Here is a 12,956-nt window from a genome sequence, read left to right as displayed (position 1 = left end):
AAACATGTGTGGAATCGTAGGATTTATTGGAGAGCAAGATGCAAAGGAAATTTTATTAAAAGGTTTAGAAAAGCTAGAATATCGCGGATATGATTCAGCAGGTATTGCAGTACAAGCAGAGAACGGTGTTATTGTATACAAAGAAAAAGGCCGTATTGCAAAACTTCGCGAAGTCGTAGAAGAGAATGTAGCAGCAAGCGTGGGAATCGGTCACACACGCTGGGCTACACACGGTGTTCCAAGCAAAGTAAACGCGCATCCGCATCAAAGTACATCAAAACGTTTTACACTAGTTCATAACGGAGTAATTGAAAACTATGAGTTAGTGAAAAAGGAATATTTACAAGATGTAACGTTCGTAAGTGAGACAGATACAGAAGTTATCGTACAGCTTATGGAACAACAAGTGAGCACAGGACTAAGTGTAGAAGAAGCGTTCCGTAATACGCTATCTCTTTTACATGGCTCTTATGCAATCGGATTACTTGATGCTGAAAATCCAAACATGATTTATGTTGCTAAAAACAAAAGCCCGCTATTAGTAGGTGCTGGTGATAACTTTAATGTTATTGCAAGCGATGCTATGGCGATGTTACAAGTTACAGATCAATTTATCGAGTTAATGGATAAAGAAATGGTAATCGTAACGAAAGAAAGCATTACAATTAAAAACTTACAAGGTGAAACGATTGAACGTGCACCGTTTACAGCGGAATTAGACGCAAGTGATATTGAAAAAGGAACGTATCCTCATTTCATGCTAAAAGAAATCGACGAGCAACCACTTGTAATCCGTAATATTATTCAAAAGTACCAAGATGAAAATGGCGAAATTGAATTAGATCAAGATATCCGTAATGCAATTTTAGATAGCGATCGCATTTACATCATTGCATGTGGAACAAGTTATCATGCAGGTCTTGTTGGAAAGCAATTCATTGAGAAATTTGCGAAAGTACCAGTTGAAGTACATGTAGCAAGTGAATTCTCTTACAACATGCCATTATTAACAGAAAGACCATTCTTCATTTACATTTCACAAAGTGGTGAAACAGCTGATAGCCGTGCAGTACTTGTGCAAACAAATGAAATGGGTCATAAAGCATTAACGATTACAAATGTACCTGGTTCTACGCTTTCTCGTGAAGCTGATTATACACTTCCGTTATATGCGGGACCAGAAATTGCAGTTGCATCAACGAAAGCTTACACGGCACAGCTTGCAGTACTTTCAATCTTAGCGGCTGACATTGCACAAGCAAAAGGTGAGGTTCTTGATTTCGATTTAACTCACGAATTAGGACTTGTAGCAAATGCAATGGTAGTACTTTGTGATCAAAAAGAAGAGATGGACGCATTAGCAAAACAATTTTTAGCAACAACGCGTAACTGCTTCTTCATCGGACGTAGCGTAGACTTCTTCGTAGGTTTAGAAGGTGCGTTAAAACTAAAAGAAATCTCTTACATCCAAGCAGAAGGATTTGCTGGAGGAGAATTAAAACACGGTACAATTGCCTTAATCGAAAACGGTACACCAGTTATCGCACTTGCTACACAAGAGCACGTAAACCTTGGAATTCGTGGTAACGTGAAAGAAGTAGTAGCACGCGGAGCTAACCCATGTATCATCTCAATGAAAGGCTTAGAAATGGAAGGTGACAGCTTCGTATTACCAGCTGTACACGAAGCACTAGCACCGCTAGTAGCAGTTATTCCATTCCAACTTATCTCATACTACGCAGCACTTCACCGCGAGTGTGACGTTGATAAGCCACGTAACTTAGCTAAGTCTGTTACTGTTGAGTAGGAGATTGGTAGAGTAACTAGATTATGGTAAATTTAAAATAAAGTCACGACGTTTATAAAAAAGTTGTGAAGCTTTGCCCCTTTGGATATGATTATCTAAAGGGGCATTTTTGTGTCGAAAAAAAGAACATCTAATATCGATAAGTGGATTAAAGAGAGGAAAGGAACTGGCAGTGGGAGAGATTATCAGCCTTGTCTTGAAATTCAAGACGATCCCTCATTAGATTGGTCAGTAGGATTTAAAAAGTATAAAAACCGCCAGACAACATGAGTTTTTATCGGATTTGGGACGGAACTACTTTTATTTAACTGAATTTTCTGTTGTCATTTCGGATATTCGTTGATGGAAAAAAACCACTGATTAAAGTTTCACTTTATTGAACAAATTAGATTACTAGACATTACAAGGGGGTTTATTAATGAAGGTTAAAGAAAAAACATATTTAAGTATAGAAGAGATTATTTCATTACCAGCTTTATCAAGTACAAACATAAGTGATGATGGCAAAAACGTAGCATTTGTTAAGAAGACAGCTAACTGGAAAGACAATACATATAGGAATCATATATGGATATATGAAAAAGATAAGGAGCAGAGTTACCCATTAACAACTGGAGATATAGATAGTATACATCCATTATGGTCTCCAGATGCTAGGTGTATCGCATATCTTAGTCCAGTTGGTGATGGGAAAAATCAAATCTTTGTTAAGTCACTAGATGGTTATGATGGGGTTCAAATTACTGATGAGAAAGAAGGGGTCAGTACATTCAAATGGGAGCCTACTGGCAAGGGTCTTTATTATGTTACGCAGTCAAAAGAATGTGAGGCGATAAAGAAACGTAAGGACCTATATGGAGATTTTCAACATTTAGGTAAGGAACATCAAAATAATTGTTTATATTACATTGAAATAGAAAAAGTAATACAAAGTGATACATATGAACACGAGAACAGAGTTGCTTATCAACTAACTGATGGGAAGGATTTTCATATCCATGAATTTGATATTTCAAATGATGGGAAAAAGGCTGTATTTATGGCTACACCAAGCTCAAATATGGAAGATTATATGAATGGAGATCTATACATATTAGATATTAAAGCTGGAGAGCTACAAAAGATGAATACAGATAAGTTGTTGGGAGGGAGCGTTTGCTTTTCTCCTGAAGGCAGCAAAATATGTTACTCGGCAAGCATAAGGGAGAAGGAGTACTATAAGACTCATATACAAGACAGTACATTAGAAATCTATGATATGAATAATGGAGAGCTAATTCGACCTTTACTAGATTTTGATAGTACGGTTATGCCAGTACAGTGGACAGCTAAAGGAATTTTAATTAGATGGCAGGATAAAACGAATTATCTTATTGGGTTGCTATGTGAGGATGGCACTGTAGAAATGTTAAGTGAAAACGTAGATAGCTTTATAATGGATGCCTCTATAACAAAGGATGGAAAACATATATCCTACAATAAGGCTATAACAAATGAAATCTTTGAAATCTATTTAGACGATAAGAAAATAACGGATGAAAATAGCTTTTTCAAAGGGAAACTTAAAAGTAACAGGGAAATCATCTCATGGCAAAGTAGCGATGGTCTTGAAATAGAAGGTGTTTTATCAACTCCAGTAGAGTTTGATGCAAGTAAAAAACATCCCTTATTAGTAGTAATCCATGGTGGTCCGGCTTGGGCATCCTTCCCAATATTTTCAGACTGCTTTAATGAAAAATATCCTATTGAGCAGTTTATCGAAAAAGGCTTTATAGTTTTAGAACCAAACTATAGGGGAAGTTCTGGTTATGGTAATGAATTCTTAAAAGCAAACTATAGAAAACAGGGAATTGCTGACTACGATGATGTTATATCTGGAGTGGATAAACTAGTTGAAAAAGGGATTGCAGATAAAGATAGAGTAGGGGTTATGGGATGGAGTAACGGGGGATATATATCAGCTTTCTGTTCTACATTTAGTAGTAGATTTAAAGCTATTTCAGTTGGAGGTGGAATTACTAACTGGGGTACTCATTATGTAAATACAGATATCCCTTACTTTATTAGAATGCATTTAGGAAATACTCCATGGAATGATCCAGAGATATATAGGAAAACATCGCCAATGACATATATTAAATCAGCATGTACACCTACCTTAATTCAACATGGAGAAAAGGATGCGAGAATTCCAATTACAAATGCATATGAGCTATATGAAGGATTAAGGGATATGGAAGTTGATACAGAATTAATTATATTTAAAGGAATGGCATATAGTTCTGACCAGCCAGGAATTCATGTGGCTATTATGAAGCAGAATTTGATGTGGTTTTCACACTATATTCTTGGAGAAAGTATGGAAGGTTTTAGGGTTTTATAATGGCTTGTTTTAGTCTTTAAGCTTTTTAGGTGCTTGAAATAAAGTCGTACACATTTATCCAGTTATATATAATTGAGTTTAATATTTCGGATAAGGAAAACTGTGAAATATTTTGGTGTAAATGAGAAAAGAGCCTGAATGTAGGCTCTTTCCTTATTTATATTTAAAAGATGAACTGTTCTTATGCAGTTTTACTTAATTTATATGCTTCATGGTTATTTTTTTTGAAAAGTTTTGGGAAAACATAACCATCTAAGCCAATACGTCCAGTATTCTGTCCTGCAACTAAAATGAACATAGTTAAAATAAGTAGGTTTGGGTTTACACTAACAGTTCCGCTTAATAAAAATGAAAGGTTCATTATGATGCCGAAAAATGCAGCTGTTTTTGTTAATCCACCTAAAATCAAACCTAGTCCTACTAAAATTTCTCCCCATTGAACTAAAAAGCTAAATAGGTCTGCGTTTGGAAGAACAAAATGTTGAAGGAAATCTGCCCACCAACCTTGTACTGCAGGGTGGTCACCTGATGCTTGAGCGATAGCTCCTTTTAGAAAACCACTTGCGTCAAAAGATTGTCCAAAAACTTTTCCTATTCCAGCAGCAAGCCATGCATATCCTATGTAAAGTCGTAAAAATAATAATATGAAAGTAGCGCGTTTATCAGTTCTTAAAAAATTGATAACCATTGAAATCCCTCCAATGTATTGTATTTACATGTTTATTATATATCCATTGTGAATAAATTCACAATGGATATAATGTGAACAAAAATTATGATTTTTCATTTGTACATAAAGTGTTTGGAAATTTATTTTTTGGAGGATGAACAATAAATGAGGGATGGGAGCTTTCCACTAAAATAGATAACTCTTATAATAAATAGATTAATAAACGTTCTTTTAACTATTTACTATTAGTTTATCTTATCTTTTCCTTATTATTTCTCTGGTTTTATATAAGGAGCTACTTGCGCAGTAACTCCTACAGAAGCACCACGAACAAAGTCTTGGTTTTCTAACGCCTTAAAGTTTTCTGTTTTCCCGGTTAGCATAACACCTAAAATTTTCACTTGATCGAATGGTTTGTTTTTGTTTGATTTTAAAAACTTCTGAATATCTTCGTTATGTCCATCATCATCATATTGTTTAAGTGAATCAACGAACCCTTTGTACGCTTCTTCAGGGGATTTTTCTGGATTAAATCCGTAAACGGGCATACCAGCAGGCCCCTTACTTTCATCTCCAATTGGTGATGTCATATATAGCCATACAATGTTTAAGTTGTCTGGAATTTTCTCTTTTCCCATCATTTGTCCTCCCTACACTTATACAACGAATAGGTAATGATAAATGTATACACTTAAATAAAAGTTTTGTTCTTTATAAAAATAGAAAAGGCATATAACAATCATATGTTATATGCCTTTTCTATTATATATTTAGTAATTTATTTAGGTAATGTAAATTTAGCTTTTTTACCTTGTGAAATATCTTTAGCTTCTTTATTTCTCATAGGTCCTAACTCAATCTCAAAGCTTTTGTCTTTCCAAATCTTTTCATACTGCTCTTGATCTAAAATATATACTTGTAGTAACTCTCCAGATGTTCCTGTTTTGACTGAAGCATTATAGTCGTAATTTAATAGCATACCTTCATTAATCGTATATTGTGTACCATCATTCACTCTTAATGTAGAGCTTATAGGAGATAGTGAAACGTCTTGAGCATCTTTGTTATCAAGCTTGAATTTTACTGTTAACAGAACAAGACCGTTTTTAAAATTTGCAAAGCGTGGAGCTTCGACGGAATTTGGTGTGAATTGAGTAAATTGGTATCCATCCAATGTAACATTAACAGCGCCTAATTCTTGGCTGTTATTAATACTTGATTTCTCTTTTAACATTTTTTTATCGCCCATGTTATTAGCTGTAGCTTTATCGTGGTAGAAAGTGTTATCTGTTGCAACCTTTTCAGCGCCTTGTTTGTTTAAACTTAATGAAAAGTTTCCAGGGCTTCCGATTGGAGCATCAAATTTTCCTTTATTAGCTTGTGCAGTTGGGACTGAGACTGAGACTGTTGAGAGACTTGAAATTTTCGCTAAATCATCTTTTCCGAATGGATACGCGATATAACCAGAAATAGTTTCTCCTGCTTTTACTAAGTAATCATTCGTCGGAGCAAGCTTAGTTGGTAGCTGATCTTCTTTTGGAATTAAATCTTTATAGTTACTATATACTTTCTGCGCACCAGTAAATGACATGTCCAATGCTGGCATATAATAAATATCTTTAGCTGAACTATTTTTTACGCTATAGTTCACAAGAATAACTCCGCCCTCTGTTTGACGGTTAAATGGAATGTCGAAGTTTGTATGGAATCCATTTAATTCAACTAACGTATAACTGTTCATTGAGACTGAAACATCTTCAGCTTTATACACTTGTGATTCCTTATTTTCAAAAAGAACTTTTGTTTTACCACCTGTTTCTTTTTCCATATAGGAAATCAGCTTAGAGTAATCGCTTGAGCTAGTAGCTGTATTTTCAGGCTTTTTCTCTTCAGTTTTTTTATCTTCGGATTTTTTTTCAACAGGTTTATTTTCTTTCGTTGTATCCGTTTTTTCTGTTTTGCTTTCTTTTGTTGCATTTTCTTTTTGTTCTTTATTTGTCGTATCACTTTGACCGCAGCCAGTTATTACAAAAGCTGCTACGATTACTGTAGAAAATAAAGAAAGTAATTTTTTTGACACATTTCTTCCCCCTATTTGTTTAAAACTAGTTGAGTCTGTATAATCAGACCGTTTACAACTCTCACAGTAGCCCCACATTTTATTATAAAAAATAAAGCCAGTATTTACCAGTGTTTTTCTGATCATTTTAATTATTTAGTTATTGTAATATAATGAAATTAGTAGAAGATCGGCATGAATATTGAATTTTATTTTTTTATCATTTGAAATATTACATCATATTGGTATGATAGAAATAGAGATATATGGAAAGGAGACAAGGACTTAATATGTGGATGAGTTTGTAATGATTAGAAACTAGATAGATAAATTTTTCTCTCATAAGTGAGGGTTTATTTAGCTATCTGTAAATCATTCAAGGACTGCATATTTGGCTTGTACATCCCTTTTGTAAGGATAATGTATAGGGAAATTCATATCTCTTATATAAAGTATGCGTCCTGTAAAATTGGAGGAGTATATGATGAATCAATTAAAAAATAAAATAGCAGTTGTTACAGGTGTAAGTCGTCTAGATGGTATAGGCGCAGCGATTTGTAAAGAATTAGCTGGAGCAGGATACGATATATTTTTTACGTATTGGACAGCGTACGATAAAGAGATGCCTTGGGGCGTTGATCAAAGTGAACAAACACAATTAAAAGAAGAGTTACTAAAAAGCGGTGTTAAAGTATCGAGTATGGAGTTAGATTTAACTCAGAATGATGCACCAAAAGAGCTTATAAATAAAGTTACTGAACAACTAGGGTACCCTCATATATTAATTAATAATGCAGCGTATTCTACGAATAATGATTTCTCTAATTTGACTGCTGAAGAATTAGATAAGCACTACATGGTAAATGTTCGTGCGACTACGTTGTTAAGTAGTCAATTTGCCCAAGGGTTTGATAAGAAATCTGGTGGTAGAATTGTGAATATGACGTCGGGACAGTTTAAAGGACCTATGGCAGGAGAACTAGCGTATGCAACAACGAAGGGAGCTATTGATGCTCTTACTAGTACGTTGTCAGCTGAGATAGCTCATTTAGGAATAACAGTGAATGCAATTAACCCAGGTCCAACTAGTACAGGATGGATGACTGAAGAGATAAAGCAAGGATTAAAGCCGATGTTTCCTTTTGGTAGAATTGGTGAGCCGAAGGATGCAGCAAGGCTTATTAAGTTTTTAGTAAGTGAAGAAGCCGGGTGGATTACAGGGCAAGTTATTCATTCAGAAGGTGGATTTAAGAGATAAGTTTATAAATAAAAAGAAGGTATCTCATTTCGGTGAGATACCTTCTTTTTAATCTTTCTTCAATCTTCGCGCTATACCATTCCCTAACGACTGTAATCCTTGAACGAGAATGATTAAAATAAAGACTGTTGCATACATCACTTCAGGTTCGTAGCGTAAATGTCCGAACCGATATGCTAAATCACCTAGGCCGCCAGCACCTACAAGTCCAGCCATTGCTGTTGCACCGATTAAGCCGATCGTTGCGATTGTTAATCCAAGTACGAGAGATGGGCGAGCTTCTTTAACCATAACGTGCCAAATGATTTTTAAAGTAGAGACTCCCATTGCTTGATATGCTTCAATGACACCGCGATCCACTTCTAATAAAGCAGTTTCCATTAAACGGGCAATGTAAGGGGCTGTGAAGACAACAAGTGGTACGATAACACCTTGCACGCCAATGGACGTTCCCATTAGAAACTTTGTAAAAGGTAAAATGAAGAATAATAGAATGATAAATGGAAGAGAGCGAATGATATTAATAATTGTATTAAGAATAGGATAAATGATTTTATTTTCGTGCTGTCCACCAGGTCTCGTTAAAACAAGTGTAACGCCAAGTGGTAATGCAATAAGGATAGAGATAAATAGTGAAATAGATGTCATTTGAAATGTTTGAATGGTTGCTTCCCATATTACGTTACCCCACTCATCCAAAAAGGACTTGTTTCCCATAATCTGTTCTACCTCCTTCTACGATGATCCCTTGTTCTTGTAAAAATGATAAGGCACGGTGTACTTCACTGTTTTCACCTTGCATATGAACAACCAGTTTCCCATATGCCTCATGTTTTAACTGCGTAATATTGCCTGATAAAATATTAGGATATACTTGAAAACGTTTTGTAGCGACAGCTAACGCTGGTTCTCCTGAAGCGGTCCCTATAAATGAAAGTGTTACAATTTCTCCAGTACTTTGTAGCTCTTTCTGTACCTCTTCTGGAATTTTAGCTGCAAATGCGCTATTTACAAATTTCTTCGTTGTTACATGTTGTGGGTTTGTGAAAATATCTTTTACGGTTCCACTTTCGACTACCGCCCCATGCTCCATAACAGCGACTCGATCACATATACGCTGGATGACATTCATTTCGTGTGTAATTAGCAAAATCGTAATTCCGATTTCTTCGTTGATCTTTAATAATAAATCAAGGATAGAATCGGTTGTTTCTGGATCTAAAGCGCTCGTTGCTTCATCACTTAATAAAACTTCAGGTTCATGTGATAGTGCACGTGCAATGGCAACACGCTGTTTCTGACCACCAGATAATTCACTTGGATAGGCATCTTTTTTATTAAAGAGATCAACAATACGTAAATACTTTTCTACTCTTTTTTCAATTTCATTTTTGGAGAGACCAGATAGACGTAAGGGTAGAGCGATATTTTCATAAACGGTAACGGTTTTAAGTAAATTGAATCCTTGAAAAATCATGCCGATCTTTTTTCTCGCCTTTGCGAGTTCTTTTGTCGATAAGGTTGTTAACTCTTGTTCATTTACAATGATATCTCCTGTCGTTGGTTTTTCTAATAAATTTACACAACGAATTAATGTACTTTTACCAGCGCCACTATATCCTATGATTCCAAATACTTCGCCCTTTTTTACTTTAAGGGAAGTTGATTTAAGAGCCTCAACATTCCCTTTTTTTGTTGTAAATACTTTGGAGACGTTTTTTAATTCAATCATTATAGTCAGCTCCTACCAAGACGGTAAAACAGAACCATCGAATTTTTTCTCAATGAAATCTTTTACTTCTTTAGATTGATAAGCTTTCTTTAATTTATTTACAACAGCATCATCTTTATTTTCAGTAAGAACAACGACCCAGTTCACATATGGTGAATCTTTTCCTTCACGGAAGATAGAATCTTTCGCAGGGCTTAATTTTGCACCTAATGCAAAGTTTGTATTAATTGCAGCTGCTTTCACTTCACTTAGCTGCGTTGGTAATTGAGATGCCTCTAATTCAACAATCTTTAAATTTTTCGGATTTTCAATTACATCTTTTGCAGTCGCTTTTTCTGTAGCTTTTGGATCAACTTTTAAAACCCCTGCTTTTTCAAATAGCTTTAAAGCACGAAGCTCATTTGTTGGGTCATTTGGGACAGCGATTGCATCGCCCTCTTTTAATTCTTTTACATCTTTTAAGCTTTTAGAATATACACCCATAGGGAATGTTACTGTGGAAAATACTTCAGTTAATTTCATGTTGCGTTCAGCTTTAAATACGTCTAAATAAGATTTAGTTTGATAGCTATTTACATCGAGGCTTTTTTCATCTAAAGATACGTTTGGCGCTACATAATCATTAAATACCTTTACATCAATTTCGAGACCATCTTTTGCTGCAACTTCTTTCACCTTTTCAAAAATTTGTTCATGCGGTCCACCTGTTACACCAACGGTAATCTTTTTCTCATCTAATGCTTTTACCTCTTTATCAGAATTAGCACCACATGCACCTAACAATAATACAGCTCCACTTACAATACTTAATAATACCTTTTTCATCTATAATTCCCCCTTAATATACGTTCCAAAATAAAAAGCACCTCTCAAAAATAAGAGAGGTGCCGAATAGACGAAATAGGTTCCTCTCTTATCTTCCAAAACGAAAATCGTTCTGCAGGAATTAGCACCTTAGCTTATATGTTATAAGCTCGGTTGCCGGGCATCATCGGGCCAGTCCCTCCGCCACTCTTGATAAGAGTATGTGTATGTAGTTTTTAAATATGGTACTAATAGTAAATCTTACAAAAAGAATTGTCAATGTTATTTTCTGAATATATTTTATTTTAAGGTAATGGAAACATTACCTTTTTTATGTCCGGTCTCTACGTACGTATGAGCTTTTGAAATTTCTTCTAACGGGTAAGTTTTATCGATAACTGGCTTTAATTTTTCTTCTTCCGTTAGCATTTTTAGTAGAAGCATATCTTCTTTGCTTACTTTTGCCATCGTTCCGTTGACTGACACGTATTTACCGTTAGCTGTTAATGCGCTCTTGCAATAGGATTTTTTAATTTTTCCAACTGCATCAAATATAATATCGTAGCGTTCATCCCGCTTTGTAAAATCTTCTTTCGTATAGTCAATTACGTGATTAGCTCCTAAAGATTGTACTAACTCAAAATTTGAATTGCTACAAACAGCTGTAACAGTCGCACCGAAATATTTAGCAAGTTGCACAGCAGCGGTACCTACTGATCCGGAAGCGCCATATATGAGGACTTGTTGTCCCTGTTTTATGTGCCCTTTTCTCAGAAAATGTAATGCTGAAGTTCCGCCGAAAGGAATAACTGCCGCTTCTTCATACGTCACATTGGGAGGTTTTAATGCTATCAATCCACTTTCATGTACGCATGCGTATTCAGCATAACCACCAACGTTAAGTCCTGTTAATGCAAAGATGTAATCTCCTTTTTTGAATTGAGTTACATCTGTTCCTACTTCCTCAATTTCACCAGATAATTCTACACCAAGTATAGGCTTTCTTGGTTTTCTAAAACCTAATACAATTCGCATAGGAATCCAAAATAAAAGAGGACTAGTGAAGCTTCGCATTCTACAATCTCCAGTTGTTACACTTGTTGCGTGAATTTTAACTAATACTTCGTTCTTTTTAGGTGTAGGTTTCTCTATATTTTGAAGCTGAAGAACGTTAGGTGGCCCATACTTTGTGCACATAATTGCTTTCATAATGACCTCCTGAATTTAATTGTCTTTATTTACATCATATTTAGGTATTCCTTTAATCATGTTGTTAGGGGAGGGATAAAATTAAATAGAAATATTAAAAATCATATAGATTTCAAAGGAAAATAGATGGTATCCTTTTGGAAAAGGAGGGGGAATTATGAAAAAACTTATTTTAACTTCTAGTTTAGTCCTTGCAGTTATTTTAGGGGCAGGTTGTAGTAATGAGAAAACAACAAAGACGGATGAACCGAAAAAAGAATCGGTGCAAAAGGAGAAGGAATTAGCAGCGAAGGATGTTTTCAAGAAAGCGAATGAGGCTTTTAAAAATGAAGAACATGTAACGATGACATATGATGTAGGGATAAAAGCTGAAGGAACAGAGATGGATGTACTAAAGGCTAAAATGCAGTTAGAGCCAAAGAAAAAGAATTCTCGTTCTGAAATGAATGTTTCTGGTACAGATGTTGTAGTGTATGCTGTGGATGGTAAAGTTGCTGGTCAGGTGAAAAATCCTAATACAGGAGAAGTTATATCTGTACCGGAGGAGCAATTAAATGCTAGCGGAATGAAAGCTACTCAAGATATTATAGATAATTTAGAAGTGCCAGCAGTAGTTTTAGATAAAATGAAGATGGAGAAAAGCGGAGATAAATATAAGCTGACGTTTATATTAAAAGGGCAAGAAACAGAGAGTATGTTAACTAGCATGGATGAAACGCAGAAGAAAATGCTACAAGCACAAAACGCAAAGATAGAAGAAGTGGATGCAGAATATATCATTACAAAAGATTTTAAATATGAATCAGCGAAGATAGATATGATTATGAGTAGTAATGGTAAGGATAAGGCACACATTATTACGAATGCAAAATATACATCGTACGAAAAGTTTGAGCCAATACAGCTGCCAGCAGTAAAGTAACAGTCTGGATGAGGGAGGGACCTAAAATAAAGGGTCTCTCTCTTTTTTGTTAATACCTTCTTCGTAGGAAAGTAGGTACAATATGAAGAGGAAGAACGTTAGAAGAGGAGAG

At 35.2% G+C, this 12,956-nt stretch carries 10 protein-coding genes, 2 pseudogenes and 1 riboswitch; of the genes and pseudogenes, 5 read left to right on the top strand and 7 right to left on the bottom strand.

Translation table 11 applies throughout. From position 1 onward, the window contains the following. Positions 1-4 precede the first annotated feature (4 nt). The 3 genes and pseudogenes from glmS (at position 5) to SJY24_RS29585 (ending at position 4,190) form a co-directional block, all read left to right on the top strand. Positions 5-1,807 carry a glutamine--fructose-6-phosphate transaminase (isomerizing) gene (gene glmS, locus SJY24_RS29595; RefSeq protein ID WP_377867182.1) on the top strand — a complete coding sequence of 601 codons (1,803 nt, stop codon included), beginning with the start codon at positions 5-7 and terminating at the stop codon, positions 1,805-1,807. 111 nt (positions 1,808-1,918) lie between these two features. Beyond that, positions 1,919-2,147, top strand: a pseudogene (locus SJY24_RS29590) (hypothetical protein); the annotation flags it as partial. 78 nt (positions 2,148-2,225) lie between these two features. Continuing rightward, on the top strand, positions 2,226-4,190 hold the full coding sequence (locus SJY24_RS29585; RefSeq protein WP_377867181.1) for a S9 family peptidase: 1,965 nt from the start codon (positions 2,226-2,228) through the stop codon (positions 4,188-4,190). 181 nt (positions 4,191-4,371) lie between these two features. On the opposite strand, the gene SJY24_RS29580 is transcribed toward SJY24_RS29585, so the two are convergent. From SJY24_RS29580 to SJY24_RS29570, 3 genes and pseudogenes are all read right to left on the bottom strand, one after another. After that, positions 4,372-4,878: a DoxX family membrane protein gene (locus SJY24_RS29580; RefSeq protein ID WP_377867180.1), complete on the bottom strand. Its 507-nt coding sequence runs from the start codon at positions 4,876-4,878 to the stop codon at positions 4,372-4,374. 251 nt (positions 4,879-5,129) lie between these two features. Then, positions 5,130-5,486, bottom strand: a pseudogene (locus SJY24_RS29575) (anti sigma factor C-terminal domain-containing protein); the annotation flags it as partial. Between the two features lie 152 nt (positions 5,487-5,638). Continuing rightward, on the bottom strand, positions 5,639-6,940 hold the full coding sequence (locus tag SJY24_RS29570; protein ID WP_377867179.1) for a DUF5068 domain-containing protein: 1,302 nt from the start codon (positions 6,938-6,940) through the stop codon (positions 5,639-5,641). Between the two features lie 460 nt (positions 6,941-7,400). On the opposite strand from SJY24_RS29570, the gene SJY24_RS29565 reads away from it, so the two are divergent. Next, positions 7,401-8,177: an SDR family oxidoreductase gene (locus SJY24_RS29565; RefSeq protein ID WP_377867178.1), complete on the top strand. Its 777-nt coding sequence runs from the start codon at positions 7,401-7,403 to the stop codon at positions 8,175-8,177. A 48-nt stretch (positions 8,178-8,225) separates the two neighbouring features. On the opposite strand, the gene SJY24_RS29560 is transcribed toward SJY24_RS29565, so the two are convergent. The 4 genes from SJY24_RS29560 to SJY24_RS29545 all read right to left on the bottom strand — a co-directional run bounded on the left by SJY24_RS29560 (position 8,226) and on the right by SJY24_RS29545 (position 11,922). Further along, positions 8,226-8,894 carry a methionine ABC transporter permease gene (locus SJY24_RS29560; RefSeq protein ID WP_377867177.1) on the bottom strand — a complete coding sequence of 223 codons (669 nt, stop codon included), beginning with the start codon at positions 8,892-8,894 and terminating at the stop codon, positions 8,226-8,228. Further along, a complete protein-coding gene (locus SJY24_RS29555) occupies positions 8,869-9,909 on the bottom strand; it encodes a methionine ABC transporter ATP-binding protein (RefSeq protein ID WP_377867176.1) in 1,041 nt (346 codons plus the stop codon). Before SJY24_RS29555 ends, SJY24_RS29560 begins: the two co-directional genes overlap by 26 nt. 12 nt (positions 9,910-9,921) lie before the next feature. Then, complete coding sequence (locus tag SJY24_RS29550; RefSeq protein WP_377867175.1) at positions 9,922-10,734, bottom strand: MetQ/NlpA family ABC transporter substrate-binding protein; 813 nt, start codon at positions 10,732-10,734, stop codon at positions 9,922-9,924. A gap of 85 nt (positions 10,735-10,819) precedes the next feature. Next, a riboswitch (SAM riboswitch) is annotated at positions 10,820-10,933 on the bottom strand. A gap of 80 nt (positions 10,934-11,013) precedes the next feature. Continuing rightward, positions 11,014-11,922, bottom strand: a complete 909-nt coding sequence (locus tag SJY24_RS29545; protein WP_377867174.1) for an NAD(P)-dependent alcohol dehydrogenase — start codon at positions 11,920-11,922, stop codon at positions 11,014-11,016. A 157-nt stretch (positions 11,923-12,079) separates the two neighbouring features. Between SJY24_RS29545 and SJY24_RS29540 the strand changes: the two genes are divergently transcribed. Continuing rightward, positions 12,080-12,844 (top strand): hypothetical protein, encoded by a 765-nt coding sequence (locus SJY24_RS29540; RefSeq protein WP_377867172.1) that lies wholly within the window; start codon positions 12,080-12,082, stop codon positions 12,842-12,844. Positions 12,845-12,956: the final 112 nt, after the last annotated feature.

The sequence above is a fragment of the Bacillus sp. R86525 genome (assembly GCF_042466195.1).
Taxonomy (GTDB): domain Bacteria; phylum Bacillota; class Bacilli; order Bacillales; family Bacillaceae_G; genus Bacillus_A; species Bacillus_A nitratireducens.
Note: the sequence above shows the minus strand (reverse complement) of the source record. Positions and strands in the feature narration are given on the sequence as shown.